17 protein-coding genes are annotated in these 20,051 nt (G+C 46.3%); 1 reads left to right on the plus strand and 16 read right to left on the minus strand.

Going from position 1 to position 20,051, the window contains the following annotated elements:
- Positions 1 to 84: 84 nt before the first annotated feature.
- From NSB28_RS12730 to NSB28_RS12765, 7 genes are all read right to left on the minus strand, one after another.
- Positions 85 to 2,025 (minus strand): oxidoreductase, encoded by a 1,941-nt coding sequence (locus tag NSB28_RS12730; protein WP_109625710.1) that lies wholly within the window; start codon positions 2,023 to 2,025, stop codon positions 85 to 87.
- 107 nt (positions 2,026 to 2,132) lie between these two features.
- Positions 2,133 to 3,350: an AraC family transcriptional regulator gene (locus NSB28_RS12735; protein WP_109625711.1), complete on the minus strand. Its 1,218-nt coding sequence runs from the start codon at positions 3,348 to 3,350 to the stop codon at positions 2,133 to 2,135.
- Positions 3,351 to 3,412: 62 nt separating this feature from the next.
- Positions 3,413 to 3,748 (minus strand): MmcQ/YjbR family DNA-binding protein, encoded by a 336-nt coding sequence (locus NSB28_RS12740; RefSeq protein ID WP_109626019.1) that lies wholly within the window; start codon positions 3,746 to 3,748, stop codon positions 3,413 to 3,415.
- A 529-nt stretch (positions 3,749 to 4,277) separates the two neighbouring features.
- Positions 4,278 to 5,150, minus strand: a complete 873-nt coding sequence (locus tag NSB28_RS12745; protein ID WP_257497777.1) for a tyrosine-protein phosphatase — start codon at positions 5,148 to 5,150, stop codon at positions 4,278 to 4,280.
- Between the two features lie 137 nt (positions 5,151 to 5,287).
- The gene (locus NSB28_RS12750) at positions 5,288 to 6,259 is read right to left on the minus strand and encodes a Gfo/Idh/MocA family protein (protein ID WP_109625713.1); all 972 of its coding nucleotides are present in this window, start codon (positions 6,257 to 6,259) and stop codon (positions 5,288 to 5,290) included.
- A 78-nt stretch (positions 6,260 to 6,337) separates the two neighbouring features.
- The gene (locus tag NSB28_RS24720; protein WP_306812185.1) at positions 6,338 to 6,973 is read right to left on the minus strand and encodes an MmcQ/YjbR family DNA-binding protein; all 636 of its coding nucleotides are present in this window, start codon (positions 6,971 to 6,973) and stop codon (positions 6,338 to 6,340) included.
- 356 nt (positions 6,974 to 7,329) lie between these two features.
- Positions 7,330 to 8,157, minus strand: a complete 828-nt coding sequence (locus tag NSB28_RS12765; RefSeq protein WP_109625714.1) for a MerR family transcriptional regulator — start codon at positions 8,155 to 8,157, stop codon at positions 7,330 to 7,332.
- 225 nt (positions 8,158 to 8,382) lie between these two features.
- On the opposite strand from NSB28_RS12765, the gene NSB28_RS12770 reads away from it, so the two are divergent.
- Positions 8,383 to 9,612 (plus strand): LysM peptidoglycan-binding domain-containing protein, encoded by a 1,230-nt coding sequence (locus tag NSB28_RS12770; protein WP_109625715.1) that lies wholly within the window; start codon positions 8,383 to 8,385, stop codon positions 9,610 to 9,612.
- A gap of 19 nt (positions 9,613 to 9,631) precedes the next feature.
- On the opposite strand, the gene pdxT is transcribed toward NSB28_RS12770, so the two are convergent.
- From pdxT to NSB28_RS12815, 9 genes are all read right to left on the minus strand, one after another.
- Positions 9,632 to 10,213 carry a pyridoxal 5'-phosphate synthase glutaminase subunit PdxT gene (pdxT, locus tag NSB28_RS12775; protein WP_109626021.1) on the minus strand — a complete coding sequence of 194 codons (582 nt, stop codon included), beginning with the start codon at positions 10,211 to 10,213 and terminating at the stop codon, positions 9,632 to 9,634.
- A gap of 15 nt (positions 10,214 to 10,228) precedes the next feature.
- A complete protein-coding gene (gene pdxS / locus NSB28_RS12780) occupies positions 10,229 to 11,104 on the minus strand; it encodes a pyridoxal 5'-phosphate synthase lyase subunit PdxS (protein ID WP_109625716.1) in 876 nt (291 codons plus the stop codon).
- 194 nt (positions 11,105 to 11,298) lie between these two features.
- Positions 11,299 to 12,126 (minus strand): GTP pyrophosphokinase, encoded by an 828-nt coding sequence (locus NSB28_RS12785; protein WP_109625717.1) that lies wholly within the window; start codon positions 12,124 to 12,126, stop codon positions 11,299 to 11,301.
- Between the two features lie 101 nt (positions 12,127 to 12,227).
- A complete protein-coding gene (locus tag NSB28_RS12790; RefSeq protein WP_109625718.1) occupies positions 12,228 to 12,518 on the minus strand; it encodes a BMC domain-containing protein in 291 nt (96 codons plus the stop codon).
- A gap of 24 nt (positions 12,519 to 12,542) precedes the next feature.
- Positions 12,543 to 12,842, minus strand: coding sequence for a BMC domain-containing protein (locus tag NSB28_RS12795; RefSeq protein ID WP_109625719.1), 300 nt, complete (start codon positions 12,840 to 12,842; stop codon positions 12,543 to 12,545).
- A gap of 24 nt (positions 12,843 to 12,866) precedes the next feature.
- Complete coding sequence (locus tag NSB28_RS12800; RefSeq protein WP_257497778.1) at positions 12,867 to 14,303, minus strand: M24 family metallopeptidase; 1,437 nt, start codon at positions 14,301 to 14,303, stop codon at positions 12,867 to 12,869.
- The gene (locus tag NSB28_RS12805; RefSeq protein WP_109625721.1) at positions 14,296 to 15,777 is read right to left on the minus strand and encodes a M81 family metallopeptidase; all 1,482 of its coding nucleotides are present in this window, start codon (positions 15,775 to 15,777) and stop codon (positions 14,296 to 14,298) included. The genes NSB28_RS12800 and NSB28_RS12805 overlap by 8 nt, the downstream gene beginning before the upstream one ends.
- Positions 15,774 to 19,097: a DUF5107 domain-containing protein gene (locus NSB28_RS12810; RefSeq protein WP_109625722.1), complete on the minus strand. Its 3,324-nt coding sequence runs from the start codon at positions 19,095 to 19,097 to the stop codon at positions 15,774 to 15,776. The genes NSB28_RS12805 and NSB28_RS12810 overlap by 4 nt, the downstream gene beginning before the upstream one ends.
- A gap of 6 nt (positions 19,098 to 19,103) precedes the next feature.
- A complete protein-coding gene (locus tag NSB28_RS12815; RefSeq protein WP_109625723.1) occupies positions 19,104 to 20,045 on the minus strand; it encodes a DUF5107 domain-containing protein in 942 nt (313 codons plus the stop codon).
- Between the last annotated feature and the right edge of the window lie 6 nt (positions 20,046 to 20,051).

The following is a 20,051-nucleotide window of genomic DNA, read 5'->3' on the forward strand; positions in this document are numbered from 1 at the left end:
ATCCTCCCGCCCGCCTGTCCCTCATGCTGATTCACTGCCTAAATGCAAAGCGTCCCTCCCGCCCCTAATCAGCTAAACAGCAACTTACCTGCAGTCCATCGCCGCCTCATACGCTTCCCGTACTGCTTCGAGGGCCTGTCTTGGGGTGGCGGCGTCTCCTATGCAGTATACTTTGGAAAACTTGTCTTTTATTTCTTCATACAGCTTGTTCACGGGCCTGGAACCGCAGGCATAGATGATGTGGGTAAGGCTGTTAAGTTCTGTCACCTGGCCCCGGCATTCCACGATGGCGGCATTTTCTTTGACTTCAAGCAGGCGGCATCCTGTCTTCATCTCAATACCCATCTGAGCCAGTCTCTTCATCATTGGCACTTGGTTATTGACTACCATGCCGGCGCCGATTGCATCAGCCATTTCTATCATGGTCACATGCAGAGGGCCTCTTGCCTGATGCACGAGAAATTCGCATGTTTCACAGCCCACGATTCCTCCGCCGACTACAAGGACATTGCCTCCCAGTACCGGAACTTCCTCTGTAAGGACCTGCCATGCATTCACAGCCTTCTCCTTGTCGATTCCCTTTACTGGCGGAAGAGAGGGCTCTGCCCCTGTCGCTGCCACGATGACTTCGTATCCTGCAACTTTTAACATCTCAGCATCTGCTTTTGCTCCAAGACGGATATCCACAGGAAGCTTTTCCAATTCTTTTTCCAGATAGATTATCCACCTGCTGATCTCCTGTTTATGCGGCGGGATGCATGCCAGGCGCATCTGCCCGCCAAGCTGCTCTTCTTTTTCAAACAATGTAACATCATGGCCACACATGGCAAATGCTCTTGCCGCCGCCATACCTCCAATCCCTCCGCCGACAACAGCTGTCTTTTTAGGGGTATCGCTCTTTGTAAAGCAGAATTCCTTTTCTCTCCCCAATGCCGGGTTGATCACACAGGAAGCATGTCTTCTGTTGCTCTGTTCACCTACACATCCAATTACACATGCAGTGCATGGCGCGATCGCATCTGTCTCCCCGCGTTCTGCTTTTCCTACAAATTCCGGATCTGCTAAAAGAGCGCGTCCGATCACAACACCATCTACCTTGCCGGAATCCACAAGATACTCTGCGTAGGACGGCTCATTAATCTTTCCTACCACAATCACAGGAACTTTAGCCACATTTTTAATGGCCTCTGCCTCCGGCACATTGACACCCCTCACCTCTCCGTGGCAGGGGATGATCTTGTTGCACTGCTCATACTGGGTCCCGCCGCTGATCTCGAAAGCGTCAACCCCGTGTTTCTCCAGCATTGGCACCAGGTACAGCATATCCTGCAGAGTATTTCCCTGGCTGTTTCTCTCGCTGCCGCTCATACGGAGAATGACAGGGAAATCTCTTCCGCATTTTTCCTTAATGGCATCCAGAACCTGAAACAGAAGCCTTGCCCGGTTATCCAGGGAACCGCCGTACTCATCTGTCCTCTTATTCCGCATTGGTGAAAGGAATGAGCCCAGCAGCATATAGGCATGTGCACAGTGAAGTTCAATTCCGTCAAATCCTGCACGCTTTGCATCATAGGACGTCTTTGCATACTGCTCAATGATAGCAGGCAGTTCCTCTTTTTTCAGCTCTCTCGTCTTCTGGCCCATAGAATTTATGTATGTACTGCTGGCTTTTGGCGGTATACCCATAAACGCACTGATGCTTTCCGGACCAGGGTGGGTTATCTGAGGAATGATCTTTGTCCCGTATTTATGTATCCTGTCCGTAAAAGTCCTGTAGGATTCTATGCTCTCCTCACTTCTGAAACAAAGAGTATTTCCCAGATATGGCACATTTGGATCCACTGAAAGTGCATCTGTAATGATGCACCCCACTCCTCCCTTTGCTCTGGCTTCCCAGTATTCCTGCAGAACTTCATTTACTGTCCCGTCCTGACTCTCGTATCCAAGTGACATGGGCGCCATAAATGCAGCATTTTTCATTGTCATTGAACCAATCTTCAGTTCTTGAAATAATTTTGAACTCATAATACCTACCTCCGTTTTTATTTTGATTATAGCAGGAGAAAGCGCAGATATTATATTCAAATATCAAGGTTTTATTATCATATTTTATCTACTTTCAAAACAATTTTTCAACCAGCCTCCGGGCCGCCCATACTTTTTCTGTACTGTCCCGGAGTCTGGTTCATATGACACTTAAAATACCTCAGAAAAGTGCTTAATGAGGAAAACCCGCACATAGTGGATACTTCCAGAATACTTTTATCTGTAGACTGCAGAAAACCGCAGGCGTAACTGACACGTATCTGTCCCAGAAGTTCTTCAAAAGATTTCCCAAAACTTTTCTTGATTACAGTCTGCACTGTATATGGCTTCAGACAGAATTTGTGTGCCAGATCCGCTTCTGTGATGTCATCATAAAAATATAGATTAATATATTGAAGAAACTGCAGCGCCACGCTCTCTGACCCTGCTGCAAATCCGTCATCACCCACCTGAGTCTTTTGATACTGTCTGGGCGTCATGCCGCAGTATTGGGCAAATACACGGTAAAATCCCTGCACACTCGCAAACTCCAGCAAGTCACTGATATATTCTATGGACAATTCCGAAAAATGAAGGAGGGCACATGCATTGATTACTTTTCCAAATTGGACAAGCTGATGGAAAGTATACCCGCAGGCTTCCTTGATCCGCCGGTTCAGAGTGACCGGGGAATACCCGCATTCCGAGGCTGCCTCTTCCAGAGAGGGAGTACTGCTGGCTGCCAGAACGATCTTCAGTATTATATCCCAGGCTTTTCTTTCTTTTTCAGCACCCTGTTCTTCCTCACCGATTTGCTCAAAGGCGTAACGGCAGAAATAAGCATGAAGCTCCAGCGTCTTATATTCAATCATATTTTTTCTCTCGAACCTGTCGCTGTTCTGCTCTTCAAGCAGATCCTGTATAAGATTCTCTGTACGTGTCTTCTCTCTTCCCGTCAGTCTGACTACAGGCTTTGTATCGTAGACAAGCTTTGCATTTGCATTTCCCGGATGCTTCTCCCAGCTCATGTACATAAACAACCCGATATGGAACCTTACGCACACCATCTCAAGGCACTTTCTGACATGGCTTATGTAGTAAAAGTTGTGGGAATAAAGACAAAAAAGGCTGCCCTCCTTTGCCTCACAGGGACAGCCGTTTACCATGAACTCTCCTTCCCCGGACAGAACATAATACATTTCCACTCTCTCATGGAGCGATTGTTTCGTAGGCTTTGAAATCTTCATATATTCCACCTGAATGTCTCTCTCCATGTAATTACTGTAATGATCTATGCCGGTATACCAGTCATTCTGTCGTTTCATCTTCCGCCTCCTTGTGTACCACTTCACATCTCTTAGTTTCCCTCCACAGCTGCGATGTTATTTCAGGAATGACCGCTCACAATATCGTAGCTCTCAGCTATCATGCGCTTAACCTCTTTATCCGGAACCTTTCCATCGAGTATGACAGAGTTCCAGTGCTCTTTATTCATGTGATATCCAGGCACCACAGACTCATACGCCTCCCTCCAGAACACGATCCATTCGGGCCGGCACTTCACATTCACCCAGATATTCCCATTTCTTTCATAGATATAAGCAAACGACTTCTTAGATCCTCTGCAGCGCATAACAGTCCAGTTATCATCATGAAAAGGATAATCTTCATAGACATCCTTTAATGACATACAGAATTTTATTACCTCTTCTCTTGATTTCATCATTACTCCTTTCCCTATTTCTTCTCCCTGCAAGATGATATATGGCGGTCTGTATCTGCCTTCCCCCAGGGTTTTCCTTTTGATATCTGCCTTTGACTTCAGCTTATATCCGGTGGATTTTAATGTCAAGTAAAAATACGGGTAATATAAAAATGGCTGTTACTATTCACAGCCACTGTCCCGCGAGGTGTTTTCGTGCGAATTTCGCATGAAAATCCCGAGTTTTACAGCGCGAAACGGCGTTTTTGCCGATTCTGTGCATCGCGAAGCGCGTTACTGTTCGCAGAACCGCGTTTTTGCGGGGCTGTGAACAGTAACAAATGGCTGTGAATAGAAAAAAGTCCCTGTTCAGCTGAAGGCTGTCTGATTTTCAAACACACCTTGAACAAGGACTCTATATATAATGTATAAATCAAATCACCCATGGCATTCAACAAATGCACATGCAAACATGTTCACCCGACTTTGCCCGCGGTAATAACTCTCAGGCCAGGGACTCCTCCCCACCAGTTCATTGGATCATATCCCGCTATACAAGATACTTATCCTGAAGATTCTTAATATCTTCTTCTGTAAGTCCCACAGCTTCCTTCAGATAAAGATCCATTGAACCATATTTTTCATCTATGGCATCCAGCATCTTTTCCATAAATGCCCGGTCTACGCCTGTCAGCGTTCTGACACCCTCTATCACTGCAGGATCATCTGTCTTTTTAGCTGCCTCATCTGCCATGTACTCAATCTTTGCAGCATTAAAATCATTTGTCAGTGCAAAGTCATCAAGAATAGTCTCTCTGTCTGCGCCCAAAGCTGACAGCAGAAGCACTGCTGCAGTTCCTGCCCTGTCTTTTCCGCCTGTACAGTGCCACAGGACTGCTCCGTCTTCGTTTTCAAGCAGGATCTGGAAAAACTGGCGATATGCTTCCTGTGCATGTTCATCCATTGCCACATCCACATACATATCCTCATCAACCATACCGTTTTCTACCATAGATATCATGGCAGCAGCAGGATCATCCTGATATATGCCAGTCATAGCGTTTGCAGCAGATTTACCTGTATCCGAGCTCTCATCCAGTACCCTGACATTTGTATTTGTGACTCCCTCTATGTCCGGGTCCGGCTCAGATGATACCTCATCTGAAGTTCTGAAGTCTACCACCTGCTTCAGGTTATATTTTTCAGTCAAAATATTCAAATCTTCCTCTGTGGCCCCGGAGAGCTTACCGCTCCTGAGCAGCACATCCTCCCTGACATGTCTGCCGTCCGCTGTCTGATATCCTCCGATCTGCCTGGCGTTTTCCACCTTTTCAAGTCCCAGGGACTGGCTTTCCATTTTAAATCCAGCGAGAGCCCCCACGCTCATAACTCCGACCAATACCATACAAATTAATTTCTTCATTTTCTGCAGCATCCTCCAATCATCTCATGCCATTTACGGCACACTTATAATAGCGTCATGGAGTAATATAACAGAAAATTGTAAAATCAAATTCAAATATAGTTTACGTTTCTGTAAGATGCCCTTTGCTCAACTTTTTATATATCCTGCGGCTTTGTCTCCAATATCAGATCAAACGCCCTGGCGCAGGCTATGGTATCCTTATGGGGAATAACCTGGCTCTCGATCTCTCCCCTGGAGATACAGTCCATTACTTCCTGTATTTCATAAGAAAAACCGTAAACTGTCTCTTTATCCTGGAAAACCACTGGCTCTGTCCTCCCTGCTTCATATAGGAAGGCTTCCTTTCCGTAGTGGGGATGGGGAATCTCAATACGTCCCTTTTCTCCGCAGATAATAAGCTTGTCATCTAAAAGAGAGACTATGCTCGCATGCAGGGAAGCTATTTTATCCTTATAGGTAAGAACAATGTGGTCTGTATAGTCTACACCTGTAGCGCCCCACACAGCCTGGGCCTGAGTTTTCTCGATAATTCCTTCCAGAACATACGTTGTAATTTCATATGCATATACGGTAAGGTCATATGCCGCCCCTCCGCCCAGCTCAGGATTAAAATAACGCGTGTTTATATCCTGTGGAGCAGAAAATCCTATGGATGCCTCTGCAAAAGTCACCTTCCCGATCCTGCCCTCTTCAATCCATTTCTTTGCATTCTTTATATTCGGCAGGAACCTGCTCCACATGGCCTCCATCACAAAGACCTTCTCCGCCCGTGCCCTGGCAAATACTGCCTCTGCCTGGGCGCTGTTTAAAAACATGGCCTTTTCACACAGCACGGGGACCTTGTAGTCCAGGCAGAGCATGGAGAGATCATAGTGGGCATTGGGTGTGACAGCTATGTAGACACAGTCCGGCTTTTGCTCTATGAGCATTTTTTCATAATTGTCATAGGCAGCCTCTATTCCCTGCCCGTCCGCCAGCCTTCTGGCCTTCTCCATGGATTTGCTGGATACTGCCGCTACTTCACAGCCGTCCATACTTCTCACTGTATCACAAAATTGCTTCGCAATATTTCCTGAACCCATCACTGCAAATCTGAAATTTTTCATACTGCCTCCTGTAATTTCATATGCCCAGCAGGGCATAAATATTTGATGAGCTCATTTTACTACATATCTTTCACTTTATCATCTTAATTCTGAGATTTCCTTCTGTCTTTTCTTAGACAGACCTTTTATGATCAGTTCATATGACTTATCTATTATATCCTTCACAAGATCATCGGGCACCTCCCCATCCAGCCTGACAGAATTCCAGTGGATCTTATTACAGTAATACCCCGGAATAATATCATGATACCGGGCGCGCAGCCCCTCTCCCAGATCCGGCGGCAGCTTCACTGTCAGAAGATAATCCCTGCCCTCCTTGTCCTTACAGACAGCAGCATACATCTTTCCATCTACCATAAATCTTTTCCACTGCCACTCCACCTTAAAATCACTTTCTGCCCCCGGCTTATCCGCGCAGTATTCAGAGAGCCAGGGGTATCTGCTGTTCTGTACCTCCTTGAGCTTCCTGCACACTTCAACCCTTGCCCCCGGTGGATTATCCCCATTCTCCTCATCATTTGTAAAACTTATCAACAGTTCACAGGGAAATTCTCCACATTCCCCACAATGGACATGCCCCTTCTCCTGACAGCACTTCGCCAGCCTGCATTCCCCGTGAAATGGATTTCCGCCCGTCTTAATACAGCCGCCGCACCCAAAGTCTTCCTTCCACTTACAGTTCTCACAATCCAGTCCGCATCTTGTCGTAATCATAGTCTTTCTCCCATCCTTCGTCTTCTTTTATTATCCATTGGTAACTATTCAGCACTTTCACAGTTACATGCAGAAATCCATTTAAAATCGCTGGTAACGATGGGATTTCCTCACTCCTGAATCATGTTCAGCCAGTCTGCCTTAGCTGAATTAATAATATCTTACACGAAGTAATATGACAACAGTATGTCATGTATAAAGATTCTCATGATGAATTACAGGCCCTGCTCTCTGAAGCAGTTTCTAATTAAAATACCATATACAAAAACTGCCCTTTAAATAAACAAAAACGAGAGAATCAGTGAATCTTGCACTATTTCTCTCGTTTCTTTTAGCCTGCCGGCATTGCGCTGCTCTTATCTCTTTTCTTTCTTCTTCACCGGATAACAAACTTCTGTCACTAAATCGTCCGGGGTCTTGGCATTATAAGGGCTTACATGATAGATGCAGAAGGATGCTCCGTCATAATCATATCCGTTCTCACTGACCCAGTCAGCCACAGCCCTGTTTACCTTTGTCAGCTGATCATATCCGCCTTTATATGTGGCAGATGCTATCTGTACTTCCTCTACAGTCTTAAATCTGACATGCTCTGTATCCTCGTATGTCCCCTCCACGGCTGACTGTACCTCTACATCCACGTCACTTTCCTTGAATCCTTCATCATGGAAGATTGCCAGTCCGTAACACGGAACGGCAGGCCTGACATTCTGGGAGCGTATCTCATCATTCATTCTCTGCCAAAGCGTTCCCTCGCAATCATAAGAGGGGATTACATCCCTCAGACTTGCCACATATCTCTTAGGCATTGTTTTTAACGTAACCTCATAACCTGACATATTACCGTCCTTTCTCAGCCATCTGATAGTGCTGTCGATAACCTGCATCCGACGCCTGGCTTCCCTTGACTCTTCCTCTAACTCCTCCTTTTTCAGAAGCAGAAAATGCTCCAGTTCCTGAGGATCATCATACTTGTCCAGTATCTTCCCAATCATGGCCAGTCCGAAGCCCATGCCTTTCAGGGCCTGGATCTGCCCGGCTCTGGGAAGCTGTGATTCCAGATAATAGCGGTACCCGGTAAAGGAATCTACCTCGTTGGGAACAAGCAGGCCAATGTCGTCATAATGGCGCAGCATACGGATGCTGATTCTTGATAGTTTCGAAAAATCTCCTATTTTTAACATTCTTTATTCCTCACATATATGTGTAATTTTGAGCTCAAATACAGTATAAAGCATACCACTGTGTAAGAGTCAATACATATCTTGCCATAAGATCTCCATCAGCCGCACATGCCCTGGGTCAAGTTTTGTTGATGCTCATATATTAAAGTAGGGTAACTGTTCATTACTTTCACAGTTGCAAAGCAGGTTCATATTAAATATTTTGATGAAAGGAATATAACGCGTATGAAAACCGTTAGAAATATATTGTGTTTCCTGGTGCCCTTCCTTCTTTTTCTCACCTGTCCCATGGTTCTTTACGCCGAGAGCGCCAGGCTCTATCATGGAATTGACGTCAGCCAATGGCAGGGGGATATTGACTTCCAATCTGTCCGGGATGCCGGAATAGAGATCGTCTACATCAGAGCGGGCGAAGGTTTTAGCTATATTGACCCTTACTTTATATCAAATTACCAGAAGGCCAGGGCAGCAGGCATGAAGATAGGATTCTATCACTACGTGACAGCCTCCACTGCAGAAGAAGCCAGGCAGCAGGCCGATTTCTTCTATTCCCTGATCAGGGATAAGGTCATCGACTGCCGCCCGGCTATGGATTTTGAAAGCTTCCCGGAGCTCAGCGGGGAAGAAATAAATGAGATTGCCGCCGCCTATCTGGAAACTCTGGAAGGACATCTGGGCTACCTGCCTGCCTTTTACAGCAATTCCTATGATGCTTCGGCAGTCTTTGACTCCTCGTTCACAGAGTACCCGCTCTGGGTCGCAGATTATGAAGTTACGCAGCCTGAAAGCACAGGGGCCTGGAGCAGCTGGAGCGGTTTCCAGTATTCTGACTCCGGCTATGTCCCCGGTATCTCAGGCAATGTTGATTTAGATTACTTCAAGGATACGATTTTCACAGATAAGGAGCCAGCCCCCGAAGAACCAGGTGCCGGAGAAAATATTACGTACACTGTCAGAAGCGGCGATACACTGTGGGCCATCGCCCAGCGCTATGGAACTACTGTCTCCGACATTGCCTCATTGAACGGTATCTCCGACCCCAGCCTTATATTCCCCGGTCAGATACTGATAATCCCCCAGTCGGGCAATTCCGGCAGCGGCAGTACCGGCGGAAGCACCGGACAGAATCCTGGCGGTACACCTAGCGGGGAGACTTCAGACACTTATACAGTTAAAGGCGGGGATACGCTGTCCTGGATAGCTCAATATTTTGGCACAACTGTGCAGGAGATCGCCTCTCTGAATAACATTGCAGACCCTAACCTGATCTATCCCGGCCAGGTACTCCGGCTCCCCGGACAGGTAAACAATGTCATCTACCATGTAAAAGCCGGCGACACCCTGTCTGCAATAGCGCTGCGTTTTCATTCATCCACGGCAGCTCTTGCATATATTAACCATATCCAGAACCCTAACCTGATCTATGTCGGCCAGGTACTGGTCATCCCACAGTAAATGATTTTTTTAAACACGCTCAAGTATTGTTAAGGCTTTTCCTTATCATATCCAGAAAATATGCGTGTACTCCTGTGTCATCTGTGACTTCAGGGTGAAAGGATACTGCCAGCTGGTTCTGGTACCGTACTCCCACGATATGCCCTTCCACCCTGGCCAGGATCTCAGTTCCCGGTCCGGCGTCTTCTATATAGGGTGCCCTGATAAAGCTCATGGGCACCCTGCCCACATGGGCCATTCTGCACTCTGTATGGAAACTGCCCAGCTGGCGTCCATAGGCATTTCGTCTGACCGTGACGGGCAGAGTGCCAAAGTAAACGGCCTCATCATTGGAGATCTTTTCTGCAAGAAGTATCATTCCTGCACATGTTCCAAATACAGGAAGTCCTGATATTATTTTCTCCTTCAGCGGTTCTTGCAGCTCCAGCCCTGACATCAGCTTTCCCATGACAGTGCTCTCACCCCCCGGCAGGATAAGACCGTCAAACGGCCTCTGCAGATCCTGCTTCTGCCGTATCTCAAATACTTCGGCCCCAAGCCTTTTAAGCATTCGTTCATGTTCTGTGAATGCACCCTGCACAGCCAGGACTCCTACTGTTATACCGGCGCCCTTCATCTATTTGCCCCGCTCTGCCATGAGCACTTGGATCTCCTGCTCATTGATGCCCACCATGGCCTCTCCCAGGTTCTCGGAAAGTCTGGCCAGCATGTGAGGATCCTGGTAATTCGTCACAGCTTTTACTATAGCCTCCGCACGTCTTGCCGGGTCTCCTGATTTAAAGATTCCTGAACCTACAAATACTCCCTCGGCCCCCAGCTGCATCATCAATGCCGCGTCAGCCGGTGTGGCTACTCCTCCTGCGGCAAAGTTCACAACAGGAAGTGAACCATTCTCATGAACGTACTGTACCAGTTCATACGGCACCTGCAGTTCCTTTGCCGCCTGGAACAGCTCATCACCGCGCATGGACACAAGTCTGGCGATCTCCTGGTTCATTTTCCGCATATGACGCACTGCCTGCACAATGTCTCCTGTCCCCGGTTCTCCCTTTGTGCGTATCATGGAAGCCCCCTCACTGATTCGTCGAAGGGCTTCCCCCAGATCCTTGGCGCCGCACACAAAAGGCACCTTAAATCTGGTCTTATCAATATGGTAAACATCATCCGCCGGAGAAAGTACTTCACTCTCATCTATATAATCAATCTCTATGGCTTCCAATATCTGTGCTTCTGCAAAATGACCGATCCTGCACTTGGCCATTACAGGGATAGTAACTGCTTCCTGTATTCCTCTTATCATTCCGGGATCGCTCATCCTGGACACACCGCCCGCAGCCCTTATGTCCGCCGGAATCCGCTCCAGCGCCATGACAGCACATGCGCCTGCCTCCTGGGCAATACGTGCCTGCTCCGGAGTAGTCACATCCATGATGACTCCGCCCTTTAGCATCTGCGCCAGCTGCTTGTTTAACTTATATCTCTCCTGATCCATACTCTGTCTCCTTTCAATGTCTGACAATGCCAGCAATTATAGTAACAAAACGTAACTGTGACGGGACTTGACAGTTACAACAAGACTAAAGATATCATTTATTTGGTTTGTTTTAAATATCCAGTTATGATATTTTTAGCCAGTCCAGTTTTGTTTGTCAGGAGCACAGCAGCAGGCTCTTCGTTATTCGGATGTCAGGCATCCTCCCCTGTTCCTTCTGCATTTTCCGCCGCCTTCTCTGCAGCTTTTTCCGTATCTTCTTTTATGCTGCGCATCCTGCGGAAATATGAGCTCATCTCGTCAGCCATCCCTGACAGACGGTTCAGCAGAGTGGAAAAATCCGTAAGCATCTCGTCATCTTTAAAGTATGGATAAACTATATCGTGATCGATCTCACTCCATCCCTCCTCAAAAAGTGTCCTTCCCTGGATCTCCACATAGTACCCCTTGTACTTAATGATGTAATGGAGGGAGCGGTAGATTCCGTCAGACCTGATATCTATGATGTCCTCGTCATATATCCTGCTGTCACCTGTCCTGCGGTATACCTTAGGCCTCTCTGCAATATAATAGTGGGCCTCATTTTCGTCAAAGTCATGTATTCTGTCTTCAACATAAAGATCAGGATTATTTTCAAAAACCGATGTAATATACTTATGAAAATAGATCCAGTCCTCCCGGTAAAGGAAAAATACCCTGATTCCAATCAGATCAGTAAGATACTTATAATAATTGCTTCTGTCGATCTTCTCAAACCGTTCAAAATGCTCGCATCTCTTTCTGATAATCTTTTCCAGCAGATGTCCGGGAGCTTTTATTCTGTAGCGGTAAGAATGGATACCTGCCTTTTCAATATCATAAAGATAGTCATTCACAAAATCTTTGCCTATATTTCTCAGCTTCTCTTCCCGCTGTATATAGTCCTCACATATGGCCGTCAATTCATCCCAGCTCAATGCCGATGCTTCCAGCTCCGACTCTTCGATGTTATATTTAGTTAGAAATTCTTTTTTATCTATCATCTGTCACCTCTGAAATGTGTGCTGTCTTATCTGCCGAAAACACCGCAGCAGCAGATCTGCTTAAAAGATCCACTGCTGCGGTGCCTGATCAGGACTTGATTCTACTTCTTTTTCCTTCTGGCCTTAAACATCTCCACAATACCCACCATTTCTTCTGAAGGGTTGGATATTACTGCAGTCTTTATGACTTCACAGGGCGGGGCTTCAACAACTGTATCTACAGCAGCCTTTACCGCTGAGACGCTGCCGCTCACAAATATCAGGGCATGTCCTCCGCACTTTGTATCCTGTGTCTCATATTTTACATCTGCAGCCTTCAGCATCTGATCCGCCACTAATATTGCATTGGCTTCTCCCAGAACCTCAACTAATCCGAATGCTCCATACGTCATAAATATACCTCTTCCTTCCGCACATTATTTATTAATTGTTATCGCCATTGCTTTTTCTGTATCGCCAGCTGGTGATGCGATAACCGAATGGGCGGTGATCCTGGAAATCGGTTCTGCAGCCCTGAGGGCAGCCTCCATCGCCGCTTTGACATCTGATATACTTCCCCGCATCTTCACACAGGCACCTGCTTTGAGACGGTTCCTCTCCACACCCTGGATCTTGACAGCCGCTGTTTTAGCTGCTGCATCCAGCGCTACAAAACAGGCACACTCGCTGTCCAGTTCAAAAATACCTATCGCCATGCCTTCATAATTTTCAGCCATATATGCCTCCTGTACACTACCATACTATGAGGTTATTATATCAAAATCTGTGCAAGAAGTACAGCTCATATTCTTTAATGCATATCCTTTATTCAATAAATAAGGCCTGAAATACCCTGTTGAATCAGACATGGGCAATATTTCCTCTTTTAACCGGATCCCCAGTTCTTCTGCCATGTACTTACGTCTGCGGCACATGCGCTCCCAGGTTTCGGGATACTTGCTCCGGATCTCATCACGCAGGGCTTCATCTGCGATCACAATTCCATCTTCAGCACTCGCTCCTCCGTACCCTGCACGTTTTGGAATAATATCCATCTGCAGCATCATACCGCTTTTTAAACAGATGGCTGAGTCCCGTTCAATGGGAGAAGAGAGCCACTCTTCCGAAGAAGTCAAATGTCCGGGATTTAATACCCAGCCATATTCGCTTTTCGGGAGTACCCGCTCTATGATCTCATAGAGTTCTCCCCCTGTCACCCCGATTCCCACTGTCTCAAACCAGGCTGCCGCCGCTGCAAAATACGGCACTGCCATTTTCTCCATATAATCACAGGCCTTCTCCGGAAGGTCTTCCCTGCAGCGGGCTATGTATCCGGCCCGCGAAGTCAATCCTCCCCGCAGTCCCATAGTCACAGAAAACGTATCTCCCAAAGCAATCTTCTTATTTCTGGGCGCCACCTCAGCGTTTGTAAAACGCTCCCCCGTGGCGCAAATTGTCTGTACATTCACAGGCTGGCCACTGGCGGCGAGAAAGTCCGCTATCTCAAGTTCTGTTTTTCCTGTTTCCACCTGCTCAAGAGCCTCCAGCACACAATCGGATGCAAGGGCGGCGCCGTATTCAAAGTGGGCGATCTCATTAGCATTGTTCAGCACCCTCACTCCTGTATCCGGTGAAATGAACAGACCCCCCTCGTTTTGAACACGTCCCTGCTTTCCCACTGCACTCTTAATACTCTCCACTATCATGTATGGAACTTCAAAAAGCTGTGCGTTGTCCTCCTTATGGGAAGTAAATAATTTCCATCCTGCTATACCGATACACATTCCCTGACTGATTCCCGCCTTTTCAAAAAGCTCTCTCAGAGTAAACTCTGTTTCCATGGGCTGATTTGGCAGGGAAAAATGGGGTACATGTATCACAGTATTTTTTATTCTGCAGTAATTTCCCATACGCAGTGACTCATTGCCCAGCATTAAAAATGCTTTTCCGTCCCGGTGGAGCACAAGGACCGCCTCCTCAAAGCGCGGCTCAAATCCTGTCAGATATCCAAAATTTCCGCCGTGTTCCCGGTCTGCATAGACACAGAGCACATCTGTCCCTTTTTCTTCCATCTGTCTTAAAACTTTATTCAGGCGCTGGTCCATCGTCTCTTTTGTAAGGCTTACCGGACTTTTGGGCCAGTGCTGCACAGGAGGGTTTACTTTCTGGTAACTGATATTCTGATATGCTTTATCCACGTTTCCACCATCCTTCCCACTCTCCGTCCATATCAAACTCCACATCCGCCAAAGGGTAAAAATCCTTTCTCTCTTTTGCATAAGGGATCATCCTGGGCTTCTGCGGAGCATTTCCCGGTGAGAATACCATGTATGCGGCGTTAGCAATCTCCTCAAGTTCTGCATACAGATATCCCAGCTTTATGCAGATCAGATCATACTCCTCCAGATCGATATCCAGAGCTTCAAACTGCCGGGGATCAGTGTAGGCATAACGCTCAGCATTCAGAAGGATATCCGTGTTCCCTTTTCTTGCAAGAGCAAAAGGCATGGATTTATTAGAACGGCTTTCCGGGATCACTCCAGTCCGGATCAGAGTGAAACAGCCTTCCACAGCTGTGCTGGAAGAGTCCAGTTTTCCCCCTATGGAAAGTATCAATTCCTCTCCAGGCTCCCTCTTTGTACAGCAGTTTACCGCCTCCCTGTCTGCAATTCCTGTAATCAGAATTTTTCTGTCCGCACAGGACGGATGTTTCTTTATATACTTCAGAATGGCATCAGCCATGAATGCGTTATCTCCGGATGTTCCTGCCGTTACATTATCACCGGAGTCTGACAGAAATACCTTCTTCATATTTCCGGCCCTTTTCAGCGCCGTATGCAGCCCCTCATCCACTTCCAATGCCGGGATGTTAAAATGAAATTCCCTGCGCAGTGACCATATTTTATTCACAGCTGCTTTTACCCTCTTTTCCAGCTCCTCTGAAAATTCCCAGGATGTCACTGCCAGACTCATATGGTTTTCCATTGAATCAGACCAGATAAACCCGCAGAACCAGGATACTTCCATCGCCAGTTTGTCCCGGACAATGGCTTCTGTGCAGCTTTGGATCTCACAGGACGGGAACTCCCCTGTAATAACCATTTCCCCCGGAAAAGTCATGGGAATGCTGATGCATTTAACTTCCGGTATTTTTCCGCTTTTTAAGCTGGAAATCAGAGCCCTTACAGCTCTCTCCCCTGTTTCTGTTTCATCTACATGGGGTGCAGTCTTGTATGCAGTCACATAATTCAGTTTTTCCGCCAGTTCAGGAAACATATTTCCATGAAAATCAAATGAGGCAAAAACAGGCACCTTCTCCCCGTATTTTTCCCGCAGCTTTTTAATAAAGTACAGCTCGCCGCTCCCCACCCCTTTGATATACATAGCGCCGTGCATACACAGGTAAATTGCATTGGGAACTCCTTTGTCATTACAGGAGGAAAAGAAATCCTCTATGAATTTATCAAATTCCGTCCTGTCCAAAGGCGCCGACGGTATAGTTGTGGCAAATACCGCCGGAATCACCTCATATCCTGCTTCTTTAAACAGCCTGCACTGGGGCAGACAGTCTAACAGCTCTGCCCCGTGATATCTCCTGAAATCATTATATACCATCCTGACGCCGGAAAATGTATTAGCTTCCTGATGGATGCCGCCTGCTAATACCTTCATAATACTGTCTGGGGAATCTGAATGGCTCCCTGATGGTTTTTATCAAGGGAAAGTACCTGGGCAAAATAATCTTCCGCTTTTTCTGCATTTCCTTTTCCCAAATGTCCAAGCGCCATCATAAACAGACAGTGTATCCTGTTCTTTACATTCAGATCCTCTTCAAAAATCAGCAGATCTGGCAGTGATACGGCAAAATAATCTATTTTCACATCATCAAAAATATGTTCTTCCCCGTAACTGATCAGCTTGTTGAATCTGCTGTGTGCTTCCTTCATTTTACCCAATTTTGCCATGGCAGCGCCCTGATAATAGATCATCTCCGGCGGCTGGTCATTGTAATACATGGCCCCTACAGGTTCTGACAATCCCCTGGAGGCTTTTTCAAAACATTCCTCTGCCTTGCTGGTTTCCCCTGCTTTTTCATATGCGATACCCAGGTAATAATAAATATGGTTTTCCTGTGCTCCCTGCAGTTTTCCCTCTCCCAGATTCCATGGATAAGGTCCTGCCGCCTTTGTAAGCAAAGAAACTGCCTCCTCATAATCTTCCCCGGCAATGGCTTCTTTTGCCAGCTGTATCAGGGATATAATATACTGTTTCGGAATCTTGCCTTCTCCGCCCTCCCATGGATGGAATTTTCTGTTTTCCGTCACAGACAAAGCTTCCCGGTAATCACCTGTTGTATTTAAAAGGGTGACATACTCCACAGTCAGATCATCCCTGTCTTCCACCTGTTCCATGTGCTGCTGTAAAAATTCCAGACGTTCTTTTGCAGATATCCCTATTTTCTTATACAGCTGGTCCAGTTCCATCAATACGCGGGAGTCATTTTCATCAATCTTATAAGCAATTTCCAGTTCTCTTCTGGCAGCCTCCCTGTCATCCTTTTTGTTAAAATAAGCAAGCGCCAGATTTCTATGTGCTGTGGGGAACTCCGGTTTCAGTCTGGCTGTCTTTTCCCAGTTCTCTACTGCTGCCTCATACTGTTTTTTATCATATAAAAGGTTGCCCAGATAATAAGCCGCCATCGGCGTATTTTCATTCTGCTTCTGCACAGCCTCCAGGACCACAAGATCCTCCAGGCGATGCGGAAAGCAGTAGTCGCTGCAGGCTTTTTCACCTTTTTCAATAAATGAGTCAGCCTTTGATTTGTCTCCTCTTATCCCTTCGCAGTATGCAAGATAATAGTAAAACAGAGGATACACTTTTCCCTGTTCACAGACGGATATATAATGATTTAAAACAGTCTCTGCCTCTGTAAGCATGCCTGCTTCCATATAATCAACCGCCATCTCCAGATATGTCTGATGGTTTCCTGCCAAAATCCTGTCCGCTTCTGCCCGGTAATCTGCTCCCCCGGCTTTTTCTTCTTCCTGGATAAAGGAAAGCTCATAACGGCTGTTCAAATCCAACACATCAATTTCTTCTGCTGTCTGCGCCCATTTTTTTGCCTCCTGGATGCGTCCCATCTTTCTCAGGATAGCTGCCTTTAAATTTCTGGCCTTCATATTATGATAATTCCTGACAATTGAGCGTTCAATATGCTCCAGGGCTGTCTTATAATCCCCCTGAATACATGAAATACAGGCGAGATGATAGAATGCCGGATCCTGCCATGCCCCGTTCCAGGTGGCTTTGTAGAAGGCATCGTAAGCCTCCTCCATTTTTCCCTGATACTTCAGACAGAGTCCAAGATTGTACAGAGGTTCTCCGTCTTCAGGATTTGGATTGGAGCGTGTCATCTTCTTAACCGCCTTCCGGAAATATGCTTCGCTCTCAGCAATCTGTCCTCTGGAAAATAAAAGCCTTCCGTAGGCATTATTCAGCCTGATATCAGTACTGTCCCTGCGCAGCCCCTCTTTATAGTAATCTGCAGGCTCATAGGTGGCATGGCGGTATTGTTCCAGATGCCTGCCATACAGATAAAGATCTTCTGTTGTTTTTGCCTCTTCAGGAAGGGGAGCTTCCTTTGCCGGTTCCGGGATCTGTTCCACCTTTGGCTCTTTTCCCTGGTAGGATACAAGTTCTTTTCCTTTTTCATTCAGAACACAGACCCTTACATCCCACTCCTTCACATCCGGCTGCATATCTATTTCTTTCTCATAGATATCCACAGGGGACAGATCCTGTACCTCTGTTTTCCACAATTTCCCTTTTAAATATACATTGATCTGTGCATTATTTTCCACACCGGTTGTATATACCGTGACATTTGCTTTTCCGTCCTTTACCTCCAGCCCCAGTGATGCGTCTGTTGTAGCATTTTTTACCATGCCAACTCCCTTATACGGCATAAAATACTGGGTAAATACCTTTTCTTCATATGGAAGCATCCAGGTGAAATCCGGCTGGTTGTCTGTGAAACATCCTGTCATCAGTTCAATATACGGACCGTCCTCATCCGTCAGGTTTCTGTCCCAGGCCTGTCCAAACTCTCCGCAGCCCCAGGTCCACTGTTTCTTGCCCGGCGCTATGTGGTGGTCAGCCACATGGAGAATTCCCGCGTTCTTTTGATAATCATATCCGCCTACAAAATTATAGTCTGAGTGATATGCCATATAGGAGGTGGGAACCGGAATATTTTTATACCTGGAAATATCCACGCCCTCTGAATAATCCATCTTGTAATAAGTTCCCGTAGCAATGGGAAAACGGGAAACATCACGTTTTCCGTGGTCCATAACTGCATGGACATCCGGAGGAAAAACAGACTGTGTATAGTCATTTACAGGAACTGCCGGGTTCGCCCACCATAAAAAAGTCTGCTCCATATTGGTGCGGTTATAAAGCTGCGCCTTAATTTCCAGATAAGCTTTTCCAGGATATAGAGTAAAAGCTGCCATGCCCTTAGTGCGGAACATATTTTCCACTTCACTTACATATACCGTACAGCTGCCGTCTTCATTTTCAGAAAAGTGCCAGCTCACCGGATCGTATGTACTGGGCCTGTGATGCTGGGGCCAGTTAAACTCAATTCCGCCCGAGATCCAGGGGCCTGCAAGCCCTACAAGAGCCGGTTTGATAACATGGTTGTAATAGACGAAATCATAATTATTAGTCTTATCTGTCGCTCTCTGGATCCTGCCGCCCAGCTCCGGCAAAACCATAATCTTCAGATATTCGTTTTCCAGGTACACTGCATGGTACGTCTGGTCTTCCTTTTCATCATAGATTTTATCGATGACAGGATGCGGGTATACTTTGCCGTTGCTCCCCTGATATACCCTTTTCTCTAAAAACATGGGGTTTTTATTTGGCTCCCCTATCGCATAAGTGGGGATCACCACATCTTCTTCCCATACGGAAACAATTTTATTCATTATTTCTTACCTCACATTATCATTTTTTAAATCACATACTTCGATCTGCAATGAAAACTTTAACGGATTTTCCTTTTTTAAATAATAAAGCGTATTATTTTTTTCTGCGATTTTAACATTGTCATAGTAACCGTTTGCCGGCTCCATTGCACAATTGTAATCTCCCCGAAAACCTCCCGCTGTAATCCATACCCCAAGATAGGGGAATTTTTCAGCGTCATAATGGTATCTGCACTCCACACCAAGTGCCGGATATCTGTATCCGCAGAATCCGTTTTCCAATTTTCCGTCTACGTAAAACTTAACCATGGCCTTTGTTTTTTTAGGAGGGACACGCTCAAAATCATAGCGCTCATTTACCCTGTCATACCGTTCGCCGACTCTCCCCAGCTCTTCACTCTCAAAAACATTTTCAAAACGCTCTGCTTCGTCAGAATACAAAAACTGCATATCCTCTTCATAGCGCATCAACCCGTGGAAAGTCCAGATACAGGGAAAAGGCTGGTCCCACTGGTTTTGTATATCATAGTCCAGAATAATCTGATTTCCTGACAGAGTGATTTTCTTTTCATACACATAACCAAATCTTCTGCTGCGGTATTTCAGCCGGACTCCCTCTTCTTCCCTTATCCACCCAAAGCTGCTGCTCCATATTTCTCCATGATCCGGATATATGTATTCCTTCCCGTCTCTTTCAACAACCGCCTCCGCAATGTTGGGAAAGGCCTCGTCAAGACCAGATGCATCATAGAGCGAAAAATCATCCCCCCATTCGGGAATCCTGTAAAAATCACCCGCATTCTGGGCTGCCAGCTCCACTCCTCTCTTTTTTTCAAAGATGGAAGCAATTTTCCCTCCCAGGGACGGCAGCACCACAACTGACAGAAATTCGTTTTCTAACTGTATTCCCTCCAGGTTTTTCCAGACTATATTCTGTAGTTCTGTCATAACTGC

Origin of the sequence: Murimonas intestini (genome assembly GCF_024622195.1) — a bacterium.
GTDB classification, from domain to species: domain Bacteria; phylum Bacillota; class Clostridia; order Lachnospirales; family Lachnospiraceae; genus Murimonas; species Murimonas intestini.